This is a genomic window from Pseudomonas marginalis (assembly GCF_900105325.1).
Classification (GTDB): domain Bacteria; phylum Pseudomonadota; class Gammaproteobacteria; order Pseudomonadales; family Pseudomonadaceae; genus Aquipseudomonas; species Aquipseudomonas marginalis.
This window is the reverse complement of sequence record NZ_FNSU01000004.1, coordinates 135,522-156,655: the sequence shown is the minus strand read 5'-3', so window position 1 is coordinate 156,655 and position 21,134 is coordinate 135,522. Positions and strand designations below refer to the sequence as shown.

Annotated in this window: 18 protein-coding genes; 9 read left to right on the top strand and 9 right to left on the bottom strand. The window is 62.1% G+C overall.

What is annotated here, in order from left to right:
* Positions 1-273: 273 nt before the first annotated feature.
* The 8 genes from BLW22_RS31330 to BLW22_RS31295 all read left to right on the top strand — a co-directional run bounded on the left by BLW22_RS31330 (position 274) and on the right by BLW22_RS31295 (position 8,422).
* Positions 274-1,050 (top strand): hypothetical protein, encoded by a 777-nt coding sequence (locus BLW22_RS31330; RefSeq protein ID WP_074848385.1) that lies wholly within the window; start codon positions 274-276, stop codon positions 1,048-1,050.
* 187 nt (positions 1,051-1,237) lie between these two features.
* Positions 1,238-2,479 (top strand): SfnB family sulfur acquisition oxidoreductase, encoded by a 1,242-nt coding sequence (locus BLW22_RS31325; protein ID WP_074848383.1) that lies wholly within the window; start codon positions 1,238-1,240, stop codon positions 2,477-2,479.
* Between the two features lie 24 nt (positions 2,480-2,503).
* The gene (locus BLW22_RS31320) at positions 2,504-3,697 is read left to right on the top strand and encodes an SfnB family sulfur acquisition oxidoreductase (protein ID WP_074848381.1); all 1,194 of its coding nucleotides are present in this window, start codon (positions 2,504-2,506) and stop codon (positions 3,695-3,697) included.
* Entirely contained in the window at positions 3,697-5,049 is a 1,353-nt protein-coding gene (locus BLW22_RS31315) for an LLM class flavin-dependent oxidoreductase (protein ID WP_065925830.1), read from the top strand. The genes BLW22_RS31320 and BLW22_RS31315 overlap by 1 nt, the downstream gene beginning before the upstream one ends.
* Positions 5,050-5,194: 145 nt before the next feature.
* Positions 5,195-6,010 carry a MetQ/NlpA family ABC transporter substrate-binding protein gene (locus BLW22_RS31310; RefSeq protein ID WP_065925831.1) on the top strand — a complete coding sequence of 272 codons (816 nt, stop codon included), beginning with the start codon at positions 5,195-5,197 and terminating at the stop codon, positions 6,008-6,010.
* Positions 6,007-7,122, top strand: a complete 1,116-nt coding sequence (locus BLW22_RS31305; RefSeq protein ID WP_065925832.1) for a methionine ABC transporter ATP-binding protein — start codon at positions 6,007-6,009, stop codon at positions 7,120-7,122. The genes BLW22_RS31310 and BLW22_RS31305 overlap by 4 nt, the downstream gene beginning before the upstream one ends.
* Positions 7,112-7,756, top strand: a complete 645-nt coding sequence (locus BLW22_RS31300; RefSeq protein ID WP_016974994.1) for a methionine ABC transporter permease — start codon at positions 7,112-7,114, stop codon at positions 7,754-7,756. The genes BLW22_RS31305 and BLW22_RS31300 overlap by 11 nt, the downstream gene beginning before the upstream one ends.
* 39 nt (positions 7,757-7,795) lie before the next feature.
* Positions 7,796-8,422: a class I SAM-dependent methyltransferase gene (locus BLW22_RS31295; RefSeq protein ID WP_065925833.1), complete on the top strand. Its 627-nt coding sequence runs from the start codon at positions 7,796-7,798 to the stop codon at positions 8,420-8,422.
* Between the two features lie 83 nt (positions 8,423-8,505).
* Here BLW22_RS31295 and BLW22_RS31290 read toward each other — a convergent pair whose 3' ends face one another.
* The 4 genes from BLW22_RS31290 to BLW22_RS31275 all read right to left on the bottom strand — a co-directional run bounded on the left by BLW22_RS31290 (position 8,506) and on the right by BLW22_RS31275 (position 16,044).
* A complete protein-coding gene (locus BLW22_RS31290; protein ID WP_074848379.1) occupies positions 8,506-10,680 on the bottom strand; it encodes a glycoside hydrolase in 2,175 nt (724 codons plus the stop codon).
* Between the two features lie 161 nt (positions 10,681-10,841).
* The gene (locus BLW22_RS31285) at positions 10,842-13,898 is read right to left on the bottom strand and encodes an efflux RND transporter permease subunit (protein WP_074848377.1); all 3,057 of its coding nucleotides are present in this window, start codon (positions 13,896-13,898) and stop codon (positions 10,842-10,844) included.
* Positions 13,895-14,965 carry an efflux RND transporter periplasmic adaptor subunit gene (locus BLW22_RS31280; RefSeq protein WP_074848375.1) on the bottom strand — a complete coding sequence of 357 codons (1,071 nt, stop codon included), beginning with the start codon at positions 14,963-14,965 and terminating at the stop codon, positions 13,895-13,897. The genes BLW22_RS31285 and BLW22_RS31280 overlap by 4 nt, the downstream gene beginning before the upstream one ends.
* Positions 14,962-16,044 (bottom strand): efflux RND transporter periplasmic adaptor subunit, encoded by a 1,083-nt coding sequence (locus tag BLW22_RS31275; RefSeq protein WP_065948527.1) that lies wholly within the window; start codon positions 16,042-16,044, stop codon positions 14,962-14,964. Before BLW22_RS31275 ends, BLW22_RS31280 begins: the two co-directional genes overlap by 4 nt.
* Positions 16,045-16,283: 239 nt before the next feature.
* On the opposite strand from BLW22_RS31275, the gene BLW22_RS31270 reads away from it, so the two are divergent.
* On the top strand, positions 16,284-16,640 hold the full coding sequence (locus BLW22_RS31270) for a hypothetical protein (protein ID WP_065925838.1): 357 nt from the start codon (positions 16,284-16,286) through the stop codon (positions 16,638-16,640).
* Between the two features lie 57 nt (positions 16,641-16,697).
* On the opposite strand, the gene BLW22_RS31265 is transcribed toward BLW22_RS31270, so the two are convergent.
* The 5 genes from BLW22_RS31265 to BLW22_RS31245 form a co-directional block, all read right to left on the bottom strand.
* Positions 16,698-17,549, bottom strand: a complete 852-nt coding sequence (locus tag BLW22_RS31265) for a transporter substrate-binding domain-containing protein (protein WP_065925839.1) — start codon at positions 17,547-17,549, stop codon at positions 16,698-16,700.
* Positions 17,546-18,322 carry an amino acid ABC transporter ATP-binding protein gene (locus tag BLW22_RS31260; protein ID WP_065925840.1) on the bottom strand — a complete coding sequence of 259 codons (777 nt, stop codon included), beginning with the start codon at positions 18,320-18,322 and terminating at the stop codon, positions 17,546-17,548. The genes BLW22_RS31265 and BLW22_RS31260 overlap by 4 nt, the downstream gene beginning before the upstream one ends.
* Positions 18,319-18,978, bottom strand: a complete 660-nt coding sequence (locus BLW22_RS31255) for an amino acid ABC transporter permease (RefSeq protein ID WP_027607849.1) — start codon at positions 18,976-18,978, stop codon at positions 18,319-18,321. Before BLW22_RS31255 ends, BLW22_RS31260 begins: the two co-directional genes overlap by 4 nt.
* A complete protein-coding gene (locus tag BLW22_RS31250; RefSeq protein ID WP_057725386.1) occupies positions 18,959-19,624 on the bottom strand; it encodes an amino acid ABC transporter permease in 666 nt (221 codons plus the stop codon). Before BLW22_RS31250 ends, BLW22_RS31255 begins: the two co-directional genes overlap by 20 nt.
* 587 nt (positions 19,625-20,211) lie before the next feature.
* The gene (locus tag BLW22_RS31245; protein ID WP_027607851.1) at positions 20,212-20,994 is read right to left on the bottom strand and encodes a MetQ/NlpA family ABC transporter substrate-binding protein; all 783 of its coding nucleotides are present in this window, start codon (positions 20,992-20,994) and stop codon (positions 20,212-20,214) included.
* Between the last annotated feature and the right edge of the window lie 140 nt (positions 20,995-21,134).

The window sequence follows — 21,134 nt, the reverse complement described above, 5'->3', positions numbered from 1 at the left end:
ATCGGCTCCTACAGGAAATCCTCGCCATCCACGCGTAAACCCGCCGTCTCCCCGTTCCAAAAATCCCCTGCCCGGTCAGACCCTTCTGAATCTGCTCCAACCCGCCGTTTAGCCTTTTGCCGCCATTGACGCTCCTTGGCCAACCCTCTTATCTAGCGTCCAGAGGATTGGATCCTATCCCGGCTACTCACTGAATCGTTCCTTTCAGCCCACCTGCGCACCCGCGCCGCGGGGCTGGAACGATTGCTGCTGGCTGCATCAAGGAGATTACTTATGACGCGCACTGCAACCCCGGCCCTGCTCACAGCCCCCACCTTGCCCCAGGCTAACCGGCACGGCATCAACGCACTGGCGGCCAGTCAACTGCAGGTGGACATCGCGCCTTACCCCGGCATGGATGAGGGCGACTTGATCGAACTGTTCTGGAACAACTGCTTTGCCGCCTCACGCAGGGTGAACGCGTGCAAGGTCGGCTCACCGACCCATCTGCGGGTGCCGGAAAGTTTTGTGCAGGACGGCCTGGCCCAGGTGCATTACCAAGTCATGCAAGTCGGTCGTGCACCTGCCCGCTCGGCCGTGAAAGGTGTGTGTGTAAAGACCCGATACCCCGGTGGCCAGCCCTCCCCCCTGTACAGCGACGAAAACCACAACCTCGCCCCCGTCGGTTTGCCCGAGACCATCCGTCGCTACGGCGTCAACGGTCGCCAGGTGCGACGGGGTATTCCGCTGACCATCGCGCCTTACCTGAACATGGCCACGGGCGATGCCATCACCCTGCGCTGGGGAGATGTACGCATGGACCTGCCACGGATCCAGGCCAAGGCCGTCGGGGTGGTCGTGCAGGTGTGGGTGCCTTCGACGGTGATTGTCGAGGCCGGTGATGACAGCCGCCTGGAGGTGACGTACTGCATTCTCGATCGTGTCGGCAACAATTCACGCTGGGCGCCCACGCGCACGTTAAGCATTGCCGCCTGCGCGCCGAGCCAGCCGGCCGGGACCGCGCGGGTCTACCAACCACGGCCCCTCGGCTCGCCCTGTGAACCGGGGTGACAGACCTTCTATGCATATTCCCAAAAGTTAGTTTATTTAAATATTTAACACGCTTAGGGTATATGCACCGGACCACCGGACATCTCTGATTTTTCTGTTTTTATTTCATTGAATGCGAGGTCGGTATGGTCAGAATTACCCCGGTGCATAACGCCAGGGCATTACGTGCAGCCAAGGAGCGGCGCTGATGTCTAACTTGGCTCTAACACCCCCCCAGCGTGATCTGGACGTTGCTCCCCTGCTGTTGCCGGCCGCTGTGCTGCGCAACGATGCAGAGGCGCTGCAGGCTGCCCATGAGCTGGCCCAGGCCGCGCGCCTGCACGCCGCCCAGCGTGACCAGCAACGCAAGCTGCCGTGGGCGCAGATCGAACAATTCACCCGCAGTGGGCTGGGCAGTATTTCCATCCCCCGCGAATACGGCGGCCCACAGGTGTCGTACACCACCCTGTCGGAGGTGTTCGCGATCATCAGCGCGGCAGACCCGGCCCTCGGGCAGATCCCGCAGAACCATTTCGGCATCCTGCAGGTGTTGCAGGGCGCCGCTACCGAGCGCCAGAAAGAGCAACTGTTCCAGAGCGTCCTCGACGGCTGGCGCATCGGCAATGGCGGCCCGGAACGCGGCACCAGGAACACCCTGGAGCTCAAGGCGCGCATCACCGCCCAAGGCGACGGTTACGTGATCAGCGGCCAGAAGTTCTATTCAACCGGCGCACTGTTTGCCCATTGGGTGGCCGTGAAGGCGCTGAACGACGACGGCAGGCAGGTCATGGCGTTTGTACGCCGTGGCACCGCAGGGCTGCGCATCGTGGATGACTGGTCGGGCTTCGGCCAACGCACCACCGCCAGCGGCACCGTGCTGCTGGACCGCGTGCCCGTGGACGCCGAACTGGTCGTAGACAACTGGCGTATCGGCGAAAGCCCGACTATCCAGGGCGCCGTTTCCCAACTGATCCAGGCCGCCATCGACGCCGGCATCGCCCGTGGCGCGCTGGATGACACCATCGCCTTTGTGCGGGAGCGTTCGCGCCCGTGGATCGATGCCAAGGTCCAGCGCGCCAGCGATGACCTCTACGTGATCGCCGATATCGGCAAGCTGAAGATCGAACTGCACGCCGCCGAAGCGCTGTTGCGCAAGGCCGGGCAAGTGCTGGACCAGGTCAGCGCCGCGCCGATCACCGCACAGTCCGCCGCGCGTGCGTCGATTGCCGTGGCCGAAGCGAAGGTGCTCACCACTGAAGTGTCGTTGCTGGTCAGCGAAAAACTCTTCGAACTGGCCGGCAGCCGCGCCACCCTCGCCGAATTCAACCTCGACCGTCACTGGCGCAACGCCCGGGTGCACACCCTGCACGACCCGGTGCGCTGGAAGTATCACGCCGTCGGCGCCTATCGCTTGAACGGCACGTTGCCGGCTCGCCATTCCTGGATTTAACCGACCAGACCTCTGGAGAAACTCATGACCTTTTCTCACCGTGTCGCGGTTATCACCAGCGACGAACAAGCCCTTATTGTCGCCAGCGACCTGGCCGAAGACTTGCGCCGCGACAGCGCCCAGCGCGACCGCGAACGCCGCCTGCCGCTGCCCGAACTGGACGTGTTCTCGCGCTCCGGCCTGTGGGGCATCAGTGTGCCCAAGGCATTTGGCGGCGCCGGCGTGTCCACCGTCACCCTGGCCAAGGTCATTGCCCTGATCGCCCAGGCGGATGCCTCCCTGGGCCAGATTCCGCAAAACCATTTCTACGCCCTCGAAGTGCTGCGCGTGAATGGCAGCCCTGAACAGCAACAACGCCTGTACGCCGAAGTACTCGCCGGCCAGCGTTTCGGCAACGCCCTGGCGGAACTGGGCACCAGGACCGCCCACGACCGTGTTACGTCCATCACCCGCGACGGCGACGGCTTCCGTATCACCGGCCGCAAGTTCTACGCCACCGGTGCGATCTATGCCCAGCGCATTCCTACCTCGGTGGTGGATGAACACGGCATCCAGCAACTGGCCTTCGTGCCCCGTGACAGCGAAGGCTTGACGGTCATTGACGACTGGAGCGGCTTCGGCCAGCGCACCACCGGCAGCGGCTCGGTGGTGTTCGATAACGTGTGGGTCGCCGCCCACGACGTGATCCCGTTCCAGAGCGCTTTCGAACGCCCGACCACGGTCGGCCCGCTGGCGCAGATTCTTCACGCCGCCATCGACACCGGCATCGCCCACGCCGCCTTTGAAGATGCGCTGCACTTTGTGCGCACCAAGACCCGCCCGTGGATTGACTCCGGCAACGACAAGGCCACCGAAGACCCACTGACCCTGAAGAGCTTCGGCCACCTGAGCATTCGCCTGCACGCCGCTGAAGCCTTGCTGGAGCGTTCGGGTGAATACCTCGACCGCGCCCAGGCCGACAGCAATGCAGAGACCGTGGCGGCGGCGTCCATCGCCGTCGCTGAAGTCCGCGCCTTGAGCACCGAGATTTCCCTGGCCGCCGGCAGCACCCTGTTCGAGCTGGCCGGCAGCCAGGCCACCCTGGCCGAGCACGGCCTCGACCGCCACTGGCGCAACGCCCGCGTGCACACCCTGCACGACCCGGTGCGCTGGAAGTACCACGCTGTGGGCAATTACTACCTCAACGCTGAAAACCCGCCACTGCGGGGGACCATTTGATGGCAAAGAAAAAGATCCTGCTCAATGCCTTCAACATGAACTGCATCGGGCATATCAACCACGGTATGTGGACCCATCCACGGGACACGTCCACCCAGTACAAAAGCATCGAGTACTGGACCGACCTCGCGCAAACCCTGGAGCGCGGGCTGTTCGACGGTTTGTTCATCGCCGATATCGTCGGCGTGTATGACGTGTACCAGAACTCCATCGATGTGCCGCTCAAGGAGTCGATCCAGCTGCCGGTCAATGACCCGCTGCTGCTGGTTTCGGCGATGGCCGCCGTGACCCGCAACCTCGGCTTCGGCCTCACCGCCAACCTCACCTATGAGCCGCCGTACCTGTTCGCCCGGCGCATGTCCACGCTCGACCACCTGAGCCGTGGCCGGGTCGGCTGGAACATCGTCACCGGCTACCTCGACAGTGCCGCCAAGGCCATGGGCCTCACCGAACAGGTCGAGCATGACCGGCGCTACGACCAGGCCGATGAATACCTGGAAGTGCTCTACAAACTCTGGGAAGGCAGCTGGGAAGACGACGCGGTGCTCAACGATCCGCAGGCGCGGGTCTACGCGCAGCCAGGCAAGGTGCACAAGGTCGAGCACCATGGCGAGTTCTACCAGGTCGAGGGTTATCACCTGTGCGAACCGTCGCCGCAGCGTACGCCGGTGCTGTTCCAGGCCGGCAGTTCAGACCGTGGCCTGTTGTTCGCCGGGCGCCATGCCGAGTGCGTATTCATCAGCGGGCAGAACAAGGCCGCGACCAAGGTGCAGGTGGACAAGGTGCGCGCCAGCGCGGTCGAGGCCGGGCGCAATCCGGATGACATCAAGGTGTTCATGGGGCTGAACGTGATCGTCGGCGCCACCGAAGAACTGGCCTGGGCCAAGCATGCCGAGTACCTGAGCTATGCCAGCGCGGAGGCCGGCGTCGCGCATTTCTCGGCCTCCACCGCGATTGATTTTGCCCAATACGAACTGGACGAGCCGATCCAGTACGTAAAGAGCAACGCGATCCAGTCGGCCACCAAGAACCTGCAGAACAACGACTGGACCCGACGCAAGCTGCTCGAACAGCATGCCCTCGGCGGGCGCTATATCACCCTGGTCGGCTCCCCCGGACAGGTCGCTGACGAGCTGGAATCCTGGATCAGCGAAACCGGGCTGGATGGCTTCAACCTCACGCGCATTGTCACGCCGGAAAGCTATGTGGATTTTATCGACCTGGTGGTGCCGGAGTTGCAGAGGCGGGGGTCGTACAAGACCGCCTATGAGCAAGGAACGTTAAGAGAAAAAGTCTTCCAAGGCAGCGCCCGTCTACCCGAACAACACACCGGCTCGACCTACCGCCACTGATTGAAAAATGTGGGAGGGGGCTTGCTCCCGATAGCGGTGTATCAGTCACCGGATTGGTTTGCTGACACTCCGCTATCGGGAGCAAGCCCCCTCCCACAGTGGATCTCCACTGTTTGTACAAATACCTTATGACTGGAAATCGACCATGAAAAAAACACTGCTCTCCCACCCAGTCAAAGCACTGGCCCTGGCCTTCGGGTTGTTCAGCTCGGCCGTATTCGCCGCCGATGCACCGTTGAAAATCGGCACTACCGCCGCCTTCGCGATTCCCCTGGAAGCCGCCGTCGCCGAAGCCGGCAAGCAAGGCTTGAAGGTCGAGCTGGTGGAGTTCACCGACTGGATCGCCCCCAATGTCAGCCTGGCCGCCGGCGATATTGACGTGAACTACTTCCAGCACATCCCGTTCCTGGAAAACGCCAAGGCCGCCGCCGGTTTTGACCTGGTGCCGTACGCGCCGGGCATCATCAACAACGTCGGCCTGTACTCGAAAAAGTACAAAAGCATCAACGACCTGCCCCAGGGCGCCAGCGTGGCGATTGCCAACGACCCGATCAACAGCGGTCGCGGCCTGCAACTGCTGGCCAAGGCCGGCTTGATCACCCTCAAGCCGGGCGTGGGCTACAAGGCTACCGAAGAAGACATCGTCACCAACCCGAAAAACATCAAGATCCTGCAAGTCGAGGCCGTGCAACTGGTGCGCGCCTATGACGATGCCGACCTGGTGCAGGGCTACCCGGCCTACATCCGCCTGTCCAAGACCTTCGATGCCGAGTCGGCGCTGCTGTTCGACGGCCTCGACCACCCGGAATACGTGATCCAGTTCGTGATCCAGCCAAAAAGCAAAACCGACCCGCGCGTGATCAAGTTCGTCGACATCTACCAGCACTCGCCGGTGGTGCGTGCCGCCCTGGATAAATCCCTCGGCAAGCTCTACCAAGTCGGTTGGGAAGATAAAAAATGACCGCCGCCCACGCTCGACTGCGCGACCTGGGCTCACCGCCCAGGGACGCCGAACAGACAGAACTGCATCCGGACCTGAACCGCGCGCACGTGCGCTTTATCAACCTGGGCAAGACCTACGACGGCGGCGTGCATGCCTTGCAAGGCATCGACCTGGCGATCCAGCACGGTGAAGTGTTCGGTATTATCGGCCGCAGCGGCGCCGGCAAATCCTCGCTGATCCGCACCATCAACCGCCTGGAACAACCCAGCAGCGGGCGCGTGCTGATCGATCAGGTGGACATCGGCGACTTCGACGAAGACCACCTGGTGGCGCTGCGTCGGCGTATCGGCATGATCTTCCAGCACTTCAACCTGATGTCGGCCAAGACCGTGTGGCAGAACGTCGAGTTGCCGCTGAAAGTCGCCGGCGTGCCCAAGCCCCAGCGTGAGCAAAAGGTGCGTGAGCTGCTGGAATTGGTCGGCTTGCAGGACAAGCACAAGGCCTACCCGGCGCAGCTGTCCGGCGGGCAGAAACAGCGCGTGGGCATCGCCCGTTCGCTGGTGCACGACCCACAGATCCTGCTGTGCGACGAAGCCACCTCGGCCCTCGACCCGGAGACCACCCAATCGATCCTCGGCCTGTTGCGCGAGATCAACCAACGCCTGGGCCTGACCATCGTCTTGATCACCCATGAGATGGCGGTGATCCGCGACATCTGCGACCGCGTGGTGGTGCTGGAACACGGGCGCATCGTCGAGCAAGGCACGGTGTGGCAAGTGTTCGGCAACCCGCAGCACGAGGTCAGCCAGACCCTGCTGGCGCCGCTGCAACATGGGCTGCCGGAAGAACTGCAAAGCCGTTTGCACACCCAGCCTGAATCACCGGACGCCGCCGTGGTGCTGCGCTTGCAGTTCACCGGCAGTGCCAGCGATGAACCGGACCTGGCCGCGCTGTTCAGCGCCCTCGGCGGGCGGGTGCGTCTGCTGCAGGGCGGTGTCGAGCGGATTCAGGGGCATGCCTTGGGGCAACTGCTGCTGGCGGTGAATGGCTCGCCCCATGGCACCGAAGAACTGCGCAACCGCGCTGCGAACTGGGCACAACAGGTGGAGGTGCTGGGCTATGTGGTTTGATCGTTTGGTGCAAGGCGCCATCGACACCTTGTTGATGGTCGGCGTGTCATCGTTGATCGCCTTGCTGGTGGGCATTCCGCTGGCGGTGTTTCTGGTGACCAGCGACAAAGGCGGCATCTACCAGGCGCCGGCGCTGAATCGGGTGCTGGGGGCGTTCGTCAATCTGTTCCGCTCGATTCCGTTCCTGATCCTGATGGTGGCGCTGATCCCGTTCACGCGGCTGATCGTCGGCACCACCTATGGGGTGTGGGCGGCGGTCGTCCCGCTGACCATCGCCGCCACGCCTTTTTTTGCGCGGATCGCCGAAGTGAGTCTGCGCGAGGTCGACCACGGCCTGATCGAAGCTGCCCAGGCCATGGGTTGCCGACGCTGGCACATCATCTGGCATGTGCTGCTGCCCGAAGCGCTGCCAGGGATTGTCGGCGGGTTCACCATCACCCTGGTGACCATGATCAACTCGTCGGCCATGGCCGGGGCGATCGGGGCCGGTGGCTTGGGCGACATTGCCTATCGCTATGGCTACCAGCGCTTTGATACGCAGATCATGCTCACGGTGATTGTGCTGCTGGTGATCCTGGTGGCGGTGATTCAACTCGGCGGCGATCGCCTGGCGCGAGTGCTGAACAAGAGGTGAGGTATAGTCGGGCCATCTCAGCGCCCGGTATTCATCACCATGCCCCTCAAGCCCGACGACCTCGACCAGATCACGTCCACCACCCTCGGCCACTACAACAAGGTGGCCGAGGATTTCCGTGAAGGCACCCGCGATCACGATGTGAGCCAGAACATCGACGCGCTGCTGCGCCATATCCAGGGCTCGGCGCCCTTTACCGTGCTGGATTTCGGCTGCGGGCCGGGGCGGGATTTGCAGACCTTTACGCGCCTGGGGCATATCGCCGTCGGCCTGGATGGTTCCGAGCGGTTTGCGCAGATGGCGCGCGAAGACAGCGGCTGTGAGGTGTTGCAGCAGGACTTCCTCAAGCTGGATTTACCCGCCGAACGCTTTGACGGGATCTTTGCCAATGCAGTGCTGTTTCATATCCCCAAGCAGGAACTGCCCCGTGTGCTCAAGCAACTGCATGGGGCGTTGAAGCCCGGCGGTGTGCTGTTCAGCTCCAATCCACGGGGTGAGAACCAGGAAGGCTGGAATGGGCCGCGGTATGGTTCTTATCACGACTTGAAGGCGTGGCAGGCATTGCTGACGACGGCGGGGTTTGAAGAGTTGGAGCACTACTACCGGCCGGCGGGATTGCCTCGGGATCAGCAGCCTTGGTTGGCCAGCGTTTGGCGCAAGGTTTAAGTCTGGGCAAGCCCACTCCCACATTTGGAATGCATTCCCCTGTGGGAGGGGGCTTGCTCCCGATGACGGACTGATACACACCACTACTGCACCTGATACACCACCGATGTCCCATCCACCACCGCTGTCACACTCCTCGCCGCAAACCCCTCTCTCGACCCAGTGGAAAAATTCGCCACCAACCGCGTGCCATCGGCAAACGTGGTTTCCTGCACCTGCCGATCCGCCGTCAGCCAGCGAAACCCGGTCATCGCCTGGGTGGCCAGGCGCTCATGCAACGGTCGGAAAAATCGATCCTGGCGCTGGATCAGCGGCAGCCGCGCCTTGAGCGTCGCAGCACTCAGGTGATACAGCGGCGGCACGTTGTAGAGCAGTTGGGTCAGCTCATTTTCAGCCCGTACATTGCTCAGCTTGAGGCTGTCGAACAGCCAGTGATGGGTGGTGATCACCGAGCCATGGAACACCGCCTGATACAGCGGCAGGCGCAGCGTCGGGTCGAAGTAGAGGGTGCGAAACGGCTCGTTCAGCGGCACCGACTTGAAGAACACCGCTGGTTGCTCCGGCGGGTACCAGTTGCCCACGTAGTAGGGCGACTGTTTGTCCTGGGTCATGTCGCGATCCCCCCAGCCCAGCACCGGGGTTTGCATGCCATGGGCGAACAGGATGCCCTGGGCGGTGATGGCGTTACCGTCTTCGGAGCCGGTCGGCAATTGCAGCGTGGTGTTCAGCCAACGGGCTGCCTCGATATTGCCTTCGGCGTTTTGCGCCTGGGTCATCGGTGCACTGTCGCGGTAACTGTCGAACAGCATGCTGGTGGCGTACGCATCAAGAAACCAGGCGTTGAAGCCGGCAACGGCCTGCACGGCTTTCACCCGCGCCTCCAACAGAGGTCGCACACAGCGCGGGTCGGTGTAGTGGCCGGACTGCTGGAAGCCGGTCTTGGGTGTGCCGTCCTTCAACACGATGGCGCAGTCGCGGTAAGCCTGGCTGCCCAGGTGGGCGGTGGTCCAGTCGGGGTTTTCGGTGGCGGACAACGCGGTTTGGTAGGAGTCGTAGGGCGCCATCAGGTAGCCGGCGTCGACACCGGCGCGGATGGTCTCGGGGTGCCAGAGGCCGCCTTCCCAGCCTTCGCCCAGGGTCAGCATCAAGCGTGGCAGCCCGGCGTCGCGCAGCGTCTGTACCACCTGGCTGCCCCAGGTGCCGGGGCTATCGCGCAGGGCACCGGCAAAGTCCACGGCCAATTCGCGACGCAACTCGCCGTAGCGCACGGCAAGACGGCTCATATCGGGCTCGTCCACCTGCCAACTCTGCCGGGCCTTCCTATTGATCGCGGCATTGAGGCCGCGTAACAGCACGCTTTGCTCGTAGCGATTCAAGGCGCGGGGCTGCGCCAGCAGCGCTGCGGAGTCCTTGTCCAACAGGCCTCTGAGTTCATGAGCGCGCAAGCGCTGGAGCAACAACGGCCAATCACGCACATCCTCCGGCGCCAGCAGGTCATTGCCCCACAGGTAGACATGGCTGGCGCCCAGCAGCTTTTCAGCCCCAGGGGTTTGCCGCAGCTTGTCTGCCAGGGGTTCATAGCGCCCCTGCTCGACCAGCCATCGGCGATAGCGCTTGGCCCCGGCCAGCGGATCGCTTTCGCCCAGGTGCAACAGCAGGGTCATGGGGGCGGCAGGCCCGAGCGAGGTGAACTCATGGGCCAGCGACAACGCCTGGCCCCGCCAGCGCAGGCGGTTGTTATAGGGATTGGTCAGCAGCCAGTTGAGGGTGAAGGCGCCGTGATCGACGCCCCACAGCGGCAGGCTGAGGTCCTGGGTGGTGTTGATGTCACCCTGCGCCACCAGGAAAGCGTTCCACATGGCATTGCCGGCCGGCACGTAATGCCCTTCGGCCAACGGCCACATCAACCCTCGGCCCATGGCGCTCGGCGGTTGCAGAAGAATCGGCAGCTCACCGGCTTCCCGCGCCGTGATCGACAGCACCAGGTCGCGCTGCTCAAGGCTGGCAGTCACGCGATAGGCACCGTCATCCCATTGCCAACTGGCCTGTTGCGCGTTTTGTGCAAGTTGACTGACAGCACGCGCCGCTACACCGTTGGAGGCCTGCACCTGCGGCTGGCCACTGGGTGTCACACGGATGGCGAGGGTGGCCGGATCGAGTTCGACTCGCCACAACGGGTTTTCCAATACGGTGCCGGCAAAGGCCAGGGGCGATAGGAACAAGCAGCAGATCAGCGAGGTAAGACGCAGACGGTTCATGGCAGGCGACCGTTGAGAGGTGGAGGTCGAAGGGTAAAGCACTCAACGGTTGGCCAGGGCAACAGGCGTCACTTCCGGAAATTTCCCACGTCTCAAATGCCCAGCTGAGATCAATTGTGGGAGGGGCGGTGCGACGATTCGACTAGCTCCCTCCCACATTTTTAACCGTGTTGTTCCTGCTTTGGTTCGCGGATCTTGTACCAGGCCACATACAGCGCCGGCAAAAACAGCAGCGTCAGCAAGGTAGCGATGATGATCCCGCCAATCATCGCGTAGGCCATCGGCCCCCAGAACACTTCGCGGGCAATCGGGATCATGCCCAGGCTCGCCGCAGCCGCCGTGAGCAGGATCGGCCGGCGCCGATGCTCGGTGGCTTCCACTACCGCGTCCCACGGCGTGTAGCCGGCCACTTCATATTCGTGGATCTGCGTCACCAGGATCACCGAGTTGCGGATGATGATGCCGATCAGCGCCAGGATGCCGAGGATCGCCACAAAGCCCATGGGCGTGCCCGTGGGGATCAGCGCCAGCACCACGCCGATCAGCCCCAGCGGCGCGACACTGGCCACCAGGAACATCTTCTGCACGCTGTGCAGCTGGATCATCAGGAACGTCGCCATCAGGAACAGCATCAACGGCACCACGCTGGCAATCGGGCCCTGGGCCTTGCCGCTTTCTTCCACGGTGCCGCCCGTCGCAACCTTGTAGCCCACCGGCAGGCCGGCGCTGAATTTGTCGATATCGGGTTTCAGCTGCTTGACCAAATCGGTCGGCTGCATCTCATCGCGCACCGAGGCCTTGATGGTGATGGTCGGCTTGCGGTCGCGACGCCACACCAGCGGCTGCTCCAGCTCATACCGCACAGTGGCGAAGGCCAGCAGCGGAATCGAGGTGCCGTTGGGGGTGACGATCTGCAGGTTCTGCAAGGTTTCCGGCGTGCCACGTTCGGCGTCTTCGGCACGGCCGACCACGCTGATCAGGTAGATATCGTCGTGCACCTGGGTTACCGAAGCACCACTGACCACGCTGTTCATCAGTTGCGCCACGTCTTCGGAGGACAGCCCGAGCTGGCGCGCCTTGTCCTGGGCAATGTCGATGCGCAGCACTTTGCCCGGCTCGTTCCAGTCGTAGATGATCTCGCCCAGGTGGGTGTTTTTATCCAGCAGGGTCGCCAGTTCGATGGCGTGTTTGCGCACCTGGTCGGTGTCTTTGCCAGACACGCGGTACTGGATCGGACGCCCCACCGGCGGGCCCATTTCCAGCGGCTGCACGAAACTGCCGATGCCTACGAAGTCGTCGCGCAGGCGCTTTTGCAGGCGCGCAATCAGGGCACCGCGCTCTTCCAGGCCTTTGCTGACGATCACCAGTTGCGCGTAGTAGGGGTTTTCCAGTTGCTGGTCGAGGGGCAGGTAGAAACGGATCGCGCCCTGGCCGATATAAGTGCTCCAGCGTGCAATGTCCGGGTCGTCCTTGATGATCGCTTCGAGGCGGTCGACGGCCTTGCGTGTCTCGTTGATCGAGGCGTTTTGCGGCAGGTTGAGGTCGACGAGGATTTCCGGGCGGTCCGACGACGGGAAGAACTGGTTCTGCACAAACTGCATGGAGAACACCGACGCCACGAACAGGCCCACGGTGATGCCGATCGCCCACCAACGGTTGCGCATGGCCCACAGCATGCCGCCATTGAACGCGCGGCCGATGCGCCCCGGCTCGGCGTCGTGGGGTTTCACCTTGGCACTGAGGATATGCACGCCGATCACCGGCGCAAACAGCACCGCCACCACCCACGACACCAGCATCGCTACGGCAATCACCGCGAACAGGGTAAAGGTGTACTCGCCTGCCGAACTGGCGTTGAGGCCAATCGGCACGAAGCCGGCGACGGTCACCAACGTACCGGTGAGCATCGGAAATGCCGTGGAACTGTAGGCGTAGGTCGCCGCCTGCTCCTTGGTTTCGCCTTTTTCCAGGCGCGTGATCATCATCTCCACGGTGATCATCGCATCGTCCACCAACAGGCCGAGGGCGATGATCAACGCCCCCAGCGACACACGCTGCATGGTGATGCCGCTGTATTCCATGAACACGAATACCAGCGCCAGCACCAATGGAATCGAGCACGCCACCACCAGCCCGGCGCGCATGCCCAGGCTGATAAAGCTCACCACCAGCACGATAATCACCGCTTCGAACAGCGCGCTGGTAAAGCCGCCGACGGCCTCTTCCACCACTTCGGCCTGGTCGGAGACCTTATGCACACCGACGCCCACCGGCAGGTCGGCGGTCAGCTCGTCCATCCGCGTGTGCAGCGCCTTACCGAACGACTGGATATTGCCGCCCTTCTGCATGGCGATGGCCAGGCCAATCGCCGGCTTGCCGTTGAAGCGGAACATCGGCCGCGCCGGGTCGACGTAGCCACGGCTGATCTCGGCGATATCCGCCAGGCGATAGAAGCGGTCATTGAGGCGCAGGTTGACGTTGGCCAGGTCTTTCTCCGAGGCGAACTGCCCCGAGGTACGCACCGAGATGCGCTCCGGACCGGCCTCGATCACGCCGGCGGGGGTCACCGCGTTCTGCGATTGCAGGCTTTGCACCACCTGGCGCTGGTCGATGCCCAGGGCCGCCAGTTTGCGCGTGGAGAAGTTCAGGTAAATCACTTCGTCCTGCTGGCCGATCATCTCGACCTTGCCCAGCCCCGGTACCGAACGGATCTCGGCGCGCACCTGCTCCACGTAGTCGCGCAACTGGCGCATCGACAGGCCGTCGCCGGTAAAGGCATACACCGAGCCGAACACATCACCGAATTCGTCGTTGAACGACGGCCCCTGCAAGCCCTGGGGGAAGGTGCCGCGAATGTCGTCGATCTTCTTGCGGACCTGGTACCAGATCTCCGGGATGGCCTTGGCGCTGGTGGTGTCCTTGAGGAACACGAACACCGTGGATTCACCCGGCCTGGTGTAGCTTTTCACGTAGTCGAGGGCGTCGAGTTCCTCGAGCTTCTTCTCGATGCGGTCGGTGACCTGCTTGAGGGTTTCTTCCTGGGTCGCGCCCGGCCAGCGGGTCTGGATGACCATGGTCTTGATGGTGAACGAGGGGTCCTCTTCACGGCCCAGGTTCATGTACGAGAACACGCCCATCAGCAGCGCGACGAACATCAGGTACCAGACAAAGGACTGATGCTTGAGGGCCCAGTCGGATAAGTTGAAGCTGCCTTTCATCGCGGGCTGTCCTCGTCGATTTTGACTTTCTGCCCGGGCTTCAGGCTGTTCACGCCGGCGGTAACGATACGCTCGCCGGGTTTGACGCCGCCGTTGAGCAAGGCGCTGTCAGCATCACGACTCAGCACCGTGATGTCGCGCGGTTGCACGGTCTGGCTTTGGGTATCGAGGATCCAGATGCGGGTCTTGCCGTCGACTTCCTGCAAGGCGCTCAGGGGCAACTCGATGCGTGGGGCGACGGCCGAACTCAAGGTCACGCTGATCGCCGTGCCAAGGCGGAACGCGGGCGGCGTTTCGGCCAGGGTCAGGCGCGCGCGACGGGTGCGCGTGGCGCTTTGGGCCTGGGGTTCGATCTCGCGCACGGTGGCGGTGGTGTGGACGCTGGGGTCGAGTTGGCCGGCGACGAGGAATACCACATCCGCTGGCAGGCGCTCGGCGAGGCCGGCGGGCAGGTCGATCACCGCCTCCTTGATGTCCGGGCGCGCCAGGGTCACCACTTGCTGACCGGCGCTGACCACCTGGCCGGCCTCGGCATTCCAGGCGGTGACGATGCCGGCGTGGTCGGTGCGCAGCTCGGCGTAGTTGAGCTGGTCCCTGGCCTGGTTGACCGAAGCCTGGGCCTGGTCGAGGGAGGCCTGGGTGGTTTTCAGGTCGGTCTGGGCCACGTCCAGTTGGGCCTGGGCGCCGACGCCACGGTTGAACAGCTCCTGCTGGCGGCGGGCATTGGCCTGGGCGTTGATGAACTGCGCCTGCACCCGCGCCAAATCGCCTTGGGCGGCGCGCAACTGGTTCTGTTGGTCGGTAGGGTCGAGCACCGCGAGCAAGGCGCCCTTGTCCACTTCGGCGCCCACATCCACGGCACGCCGGGCGATGCGACCGGGGACGCGGAAGCCCAGATTGCTTTCATAGCGCGCCTGGATGGCGCCGGCGAAACGGCCGAGGGTTTCCTGGTCCTCGGACTTCACTTCCATGGACAGCACCGGGCGCAAGGGCTCGGGCGCCGGTTCTTCCTTTGAACAGGCCATCAGCAACAGGCTGGCGGCAAGTACAACCGTCAGGCGCTTCATGGCTGGGCTCCTGGCTGGGCGATCTCGACCAGCATGCCGGGGTGCAGCAATTGCCCACCGGCCACCACGACTTTTTCGCCGCCCTTGAGGCCGTCGCCAACAATCACTTTGCCTGTGAGGTAACGCGCCACCGTGACCTTGTGCAGTTGCGCCTTGCCCTCGCCGTCCACCAGCCATACGGCGGGCTCGCTGAGGTCTTTGGTCAACGCCGACCACGGCAGCTCGATACTCGCCTTGGCCGGGCCATTGGCGGTGGCGCTGACCACCGAACCAAGCCGCATGCCTTCGGGTAACGATTGCAGGGCGATCTTCACTTGCACCGTGCCGGTATTGGCGGCCACGGCAGGCGTGACTTCACGCACTTTACCCACGGCCTTGATGCTCGGGTTATCCAGCAGGCTGACGGTGATCGGCGCATCCGGCGGCGGCTCAACCAGCAGTGACTCATAGACGTTGAACACCGCGTCGCGCTCGCCATCGCTGGCCAGGCTGAAAATCGGCACGGTGGCCTGCACCACCTGACCGACTTCGGCCTGGCGCGCGGTGATCACCCCCGGCGCATCCGCGATCAGCGCGGTATAGCCGAGTTGTTCACGGGCGTTGGCCAACTGCGCCTGCGCGGCGGCCAGGGCACTTTGGCTGCTGCGCAGCGCGGCCTGGGCGGAATCGTATTCGCTGCGGCTGGTATAGCCCTTGGGCAGGAGCTTTTCCTGGCGCACAAACGCAGCGGCGGTTTGCTTGACCCGCGCCTGCTCGGCCACGACCTGGGCCTGGGCGGAATCGACGTTGGTCTGCAAATCCTTGGGATCGAGCCTGGCCAGCACCTGTCTGGCTTTGACGCGATCGCCTACATCCACCATGCGCTGGATGATCTTGCCGCCGACGCGGAAGGACAAATCGGTTTGCACGCGGGCCTGGATATCTCCGGTCAGCGTGACGGCCGCGGCGAAATCGGCGGGTTGTACGGTTTGAACAAAGACCCGCGAATGGGCCTTGGGCTCAGCTTTTTCCTGGCCACACGCGCTCAGCAACACCACTAAACCCAGACCGACGATACAGATGGAAATACGACCGCCCATGCAGACTCCTTGTGCGCGATGCGATGTGCCAGTGTGTATGCGACTGTGAGCTTAGTTCAGGGTTCCTTATCTGCATGGGGCTCCCGCACCCCGAGGCTTCGCAGGCCGGCCAGACCTGTGAGTTCTAACAGTAGACGGCCGCCGCCAACCCTCGTAAATATTGGCTCCCGTCTTGCTGCGCGGACATTCCCACGCGCTGCCGTGCAAGCACCTCACTTACCCGTACTGAGGTAGACCCAATGAGCAGCCAAAAGACAAAAAAACTTCCGTCCCTGCAAATCAATGAGGCCAAACCACCGACTCCCCCCTCAGACTACTGGTTACTGTCCTTGAGGGATGTGCCCCCCGAGGGAGCAACCGCCGTCATTCAGCCTACCGACATAGGCACAAGCAATGATCGCCTGCAGATTTACATCGATGGCGAAGTCGTGGTGGACAAAGAGTTCAACAATCAGCCGCCGCGGGAGATTCAGGCATTCATTCCCAGGGATGCATTGCTGAAGAACATAGGCCAGCGGCAAATCCACTACATGATCCGAATCGGCCAGGGAAATGGCGAGATGGGCGACTCCGAAAAATTCCACATCACCCATTGAACAGGGGCCTGGATTATTGACGATCGTTCCCACGGAGTGGGAACGATCAGCTAGGAATCAGCCCTGCCACTTCCCGCCTTCGACAATCACACTCTCAGGCTTGGTGTCATCGCTCAGCTCCTTGCGCACATATTGGTCATACAGCTTGAGCAGGAATTTCTCCTCACCCAGCTTCGCCAACTCGGCATTCACCCAGTCGCGCAGTTCGATATTGCCCTTCTTCACCGCCGGGGCAATCGGCGCTTCGTCACCGAGTTTCTCCTCCAGTACGCGGTAGCCCGGGTTCTGCTTGGCCCAGCTGAACAGCACCAGGTTGTCTTGCGCATAGGCATCGCCACGCCCGGCCGACAGCGCTTGCAGCGACTCGGAGTTTTTCTCGAACTTCAGCAGTTTCCAGTCCGGGTGGTTCTTGGTCAGCCAGATATCGGCAGTGGTGCCGGTGGTAACGATGGTGGTGCGGGTGGCCAGGTCATCCAGGCTTTTCACCGCGCTGTCCTGGGGCACCAACGCCTGCACCGCGACTTTCAGGTTGGGGTTGGTGAAGTCCACCGCCTCCTTGCGCTCGGGGGTCACGGTCATGTTGGCGAGGATCAGGTCGACCTTGTCGCTTTGCAGGAACGGAATACGGCTGGCCGGCTCGACGGCGACGAATTCGACCTTGTTCTCATCGCCCAACAGGTCCTTGGCGAATTGACGACCGATGTCGGTATCGAAGCCGACGTAGCGCCCGGCTTCGTTGACAAAGCCAAACGGTGGCTTGTCGGTGAATACGCCGACGATCAGCTTGTCCCGCGCCTTGATCTTGTCGAGGTAGCTCACGGCGGCAGCAGGTTTAGCAGGCTCTTCGGCCTTTTTATCGCAGCCGGCCAGTAGGGCGACAGCCAACAGTGGCAGCAGTAACTTTTTCATAGCAGCTCCAGTTCCTGGGTTTTCTTGGGCAGTGTTGAGACAAAGGAGAATTTCTCCAGGAACTGCTGCGCGCGTGCGGTTTGCGGGTTCGTAAAGAATTCTTCGGGGGTGTTGTGTTCGAGGATGCGACCGGCCTCCATAAACACCACGCGGTCGGCGACGGCGCGGGCGAAGGCCATTTCGTGGGTGACGATCAGCAGGGTCATGCCATCGCGGGCCAGGCCCTGGATCACCTCCAGCACTTCCTTGACCATCTCCGGGTCGAGGGCGGCGGTGACTTCGTCAAACAGCATGACCTGAGGGTTCATGCACAGCGAGCGGACGATGGCGATGCGTTGCTGCTGGCCGCCGGAGAGCTGGCGCGGGAAGGCGTCGCGCTTGTCCGCCAGGCCGACGCGCGCCAGCAGTTTCTCGGCCTGCTCGCGGGCTTCGCGCGGCTCGCGCTTTTGCACTTTCAGCGGGCCGAGCAGGATGTTGTCGAGCACACTCATGTGCGGGAACAGGTGGTAGCTCTGGAACACCATGCCTACGTCCTGGCGCACCTGGCGCCAGTCGGTGGTTTTATCCAACAACTCCTTGCCGGCAAACCGCAGGCTGCCGCTATGGGCCACTTCCAGGCCGTTGAGGCAGCGCAGCAAGGTGCTTTTGCCGCAGCCGCTGGGGCCGAGGATCACCACCACTTCGCCGCTTTGCACACTCAGGTCGATGCCCTTGAGCACCTGCTGGTCGCCGAAGAATTTGTTGAAACCCTGGAACTCGATCAATGCGCTCATGCTTGGGCCCAGCGCCGTTCCAGCACCTTGGAGGCGGCCGACAACGGGTAGCAGATAAAGAAGAAAAACAGGAACAGCGCGCCGTAGATCAACACCGACTCATAGGTGCGCTCGATGATTTGCTGGCCGACCTTGATCACGTCCACCACACCGATCAGCACCGCCAGGGAACTGGTCTTGATGATGCGCGTGTAGACGTTGATGGTCGGCGGCGTCATGCGCTTGAGGGCCTGGGGCAGCAACACGTAGCCGTACAACTGCGGGTCGGACAAGCCAATCGACAGGCCGGCTTCGCGCTGGCCGCGGGGCAGCGAATGCAACGCGCCGCGTACCACTTCGCCCACTTCGCTGGCGCCCCACAGCGACAACACCAGCACCGCGCACCAGAAGCTGGGGATGCTCAGGCCAAAGAAGATCGGCAGGCCAAAGAACAGCAGGTACAACCACACCAGCACCGGAATCGCCCGGAACAGCTCCAGGTAAACCCGCAGCACCGCGTTGACCAGCCTGTTGTTCAAGGTGCGCAGCACGCCATACAACACGCCGCCGACCGTACTGAAGGCGATGCTCAACAACGAAATCGACAGGGTCTGCGCTGCGCCCTTGCCCAGTTGCGGCAACGACACCCACAACAACTCAAGACCCGAACTGGCCATGCTGGAGCCTCCTTTCCAGGCGGCTGAGCAGCAACGACAGCGGCAAGAACAGCAGCACGCAAATCAGCGTCAGCACGGCGAGCATTTCGTAGGTTTTGTAGTAGAGGGCGATGTAGCTCTTGGTGGTGTAGAGAATCTCCGGCACCGCCACGGCAGAGACCACGGTGGTCTCCTTGAGCAGGAAGATGAAGTTGGCGAACAACGCCGGCAGGCTGAGGATGCCGGCCTGGGGCAGGATCACATGACGCAGCAGTTGCCAGTCCGACAGGCCGATGGACTTGCCCGACTCGATCTGCGCCAGCGGCACCGCTTCCACACCGGCGCGCAGTACTTCGGTGAGGTAGGCACCGCCGAGGAACGTCATGGTGATGATCGCCGCCCAGAACCCGGAGATATTCAAACCCAGCGCCGGCAAGGCGAAGTACACGAAGAACAGCTGGATCAGCAGCGGTGTATTGCGCGCCAGTTCCACATAGAGCGCCACCAGGCGCGACAGGTACGGCGTGCGAAACACCAGCAGTGCGGCGTTGATCAGCGCCACCAGCAACGAGGTGGCAATGGCGATCAGGCCCACTTGCAGCGTGACGCCCACGGCTTTCAGAAACGCCGGCAGGGTGCTGAGGATAAAAGCGAAATCGAAGGTCATTGTGAGTCCATGACACCGCAGGGGTAATGCGGCGAGCGTCGTCCGATCCGGCGTGGGTAACGCCGGGTAGCGCGAACTTTAAAGGTATAAAAAGTAAAATTTAAATACCGAAATAGCATATTGATATCACCCAAAAAGATAACCGACGGATTCGCGGGTTTTCCAGGTGACGGCTATGGTTGGGGGGTCTGTGTTTCGAGGGAATGAACAATGAACAAAGCGAAACCGATTGATCCGCAGGAGCTGGTGAAATGGTTGGTGGCGTTGCGCAGGGCGATCAATAGCCGGGATCTCTAAAACACCGTAGACCCAATGTGGGAGGGGGGTTGCCCTAATGCCAGTCAGTTAAGCGTACATCGCCTCCTGTAGGAGCGAGCTTGCTCGCGAAAAACGTCAACGATAACGCGTGCTTCCTGAATGAACGCGGCGCCTGTGAGTTTTTCGCGAGCAAGCTCGCTCCTACAAAAAGCCTTCTGACTGGCAAGCCCCTTCCCACATTTTTATTGCATTCCAAATTCCAGGCATAAAAAACGCCGACGCTGTAGTAGCCGCCGGCGTTGAAACCTTGAAGGGGGTTTTGGCTTACATCAGAACGCGGGCACGACTGCGCCGTTGTACTTCTTCTCGATGAAGGCTTTGACTTCCGGGCTGGTCAGGGCCTTGGACAGTTTCTGGATAGCGTCGCTGTCCTTGTTGTCCGGGCGCGCCACCAGGAAGTTCACGTACGGCGACTTGGCATCTTCGATGATCAGCGCGTCCTTGGCCGGGTTCAAGCCAGCTTCCAGGGCGTAGTTGGTGTTGATCAAGTCCAGGTCAACCTGGTCCAGCACCCGTGGCAGCAGGGCCGATTCCAGCTCCTTGAACTTCAGGTTCTTCGGGTTGCTGGCAATGTCTTTCGGCGTGGCCAGGGCGTTGGTCGGGTCTTTCAGGGTGATCACACCGGCTTTCTGCAGCAGCAACAGGGCGCGGCCGCTGTTGGAGCCTTCGTTCGGGATGGCCACGGTGGCGCCATCCTTGAGCTCGGAAATATTCTTGATCTTTTTCGAGTAACCGCCGAAGGGTTCAACGTGCACGCCAACCACGGTGACCAGGTTGGTGCCCTTGCCCTTGTTGAAGTTTTCCAGGTACGGCAGGGTCTGGAAGTAGTTGGCGTCCAGGCGCTTCTCGGCAACCTGTACGTTTGGCTGTACGTAGTCGGTGAAGACTTTGATTTCCAGATCCACGCCTTCTTTGGCGAGGGTTGGCTTGACCAGTTCAAGGATCTCGGCGTGCGGGATCGGGGTGGCGGCCACCACCAGTTTCTCGTTGGCCTGGGCGAAGCTTGCAGTCAGGGCAGCCGCCAATGCGGTAAACAACAGAACCTTTTTCATGCAGTGTCCTTATCGAAATTCCGGGGCGTCTCTGACGACCGTTTTTTATGTGGTGTGCCAGCGAAGTGCTATCGCGGCGTGGAATGGACAATACCTAGATTTTTTATTCCCGAACAATATCTTTTATTCACGTTGATATT

Coding starts and splice junctions, on each gene's coding strand:
- BLW22_RS31280 (WP_074848375.1), bottom strand. CDS start 14,965: ATGAAGCGCCTGACGGTTGTACTTGCCGCCAGCCTGTTGCTGATGGCC.
- BLW22_RS31300 (WP_016974994.1), top strand. CDS start 7,112: ATGTGGTTTGATCGTTTGGTGCAAGGCGCCATCGACACCTTGTTGATG.
- BLW22_RS31285 (WP_074848377.1), bottom strand. CDS start 13,898: ATGAAAGGCAGCTTCAACTTATCCGACTGGGCCCTCAAGCATCAGTCC.
- BLW22_RS31265 (WP_065925839.1), bottom strand. CDS start 17,549: ATGAAAAAGTTACTGCTGCCACTGTTGGCTGTCGCCCTACTGGCCGGC.
- BLW22_RS31315 (WP_065925830.1), top strand. CDS start 3,697: ATGGCAAAGAAAAAGATCCTGCTCAATGCCTTCAACATGAACTGCATC.
- BLW22_RS31295 (WP_065925833.1), top strand. CDS start 7,796: ATGCCCCTCAAGCCCGACGACCTCGACCAGATCACGTCCACCACCCTC.
- BLW22_RS31245 (WP_027607851.1), bottom strand. CDS start 20,994: ATGAAAAAGGTTCTGTTGTTTACCGCATTGGCGGCTGCCCTGACTGCA.
- BLW22_RS31310 (WP_065925831.1), top strand. CDS start 5,195: ATGAAAAAAACACTGCTCTCCCACCCAGTCAAAGCACTGGCCCTGGCC.
- BLW22_RS31270 (WP_065925838.1), top strand. CDS start 16,284: ATGAGCAGCCAAAAGACAAAAAAACTTCCGTCCCTGCAAATCAATGAG.
- BLW22_RS31325 (WP_074848383.1), top strand. CDS start 1,238: ATGTCTAACTTGGCTCTAACACCCCCCCAGCGTGATCTGGACGTTGCT.
- BLW22_RS31330 (WP_074848385.1), top strand. CDS start 274: ATGACGCGCACTGCAACCCCGGCCCTGCTCACAGCCCCCACCTTGCCC.
- BLW22_RS31260 (WP_065925840.1), bottom strand. CDS start 18,322: ATGAGCGCATTGATCGAGTTCCAGGGTTTCAACAAATTCTTCGGCGAC.
- BLW22_RS31305 (WP_065925832.1), top strand. CDS start 6,007: ATGACCGCCGCCCACGCTCGACTGCGCGACCTGGGCTCACCGCCCAGG.
- BLW22_RS31255 (WP_027607849.1), bottom strand. CDS start 18,978: ATGGCCAGTTCGGGTCTTGAGTTGTTGTGGGTGTCGTTGCCGCAACTG.
- BLW22_RS31320 (WP_074848381.1), top strand. CDS start 2,504: ATGACCTTTTCTCACCGTGTCGCGGTTATCACCAGCGACGAACAAGCC.
- BLW22_RS31275 (WP_065948527.1), bottom strand. CDS start 16,044: ATGGGCGGTCGTATTTCCATCTGTATCGTCGGTCTGGGTTTAGTGGTG.
- BLW22_RS31290 (WP_074848379.1), bottom strand. CDS start 10,680: ATGAACCGTCTGCGTCTTACCTCGCTGATCTGCTGCTTGTTCCTATCG.
- BLW22_RS31250 (WP_057725386.1), bottom strand. CDS start 19,624: ATGACCTTCGATTTCGCTTTTATCCTCAGCACCCTGCCGGCGTTTCTG.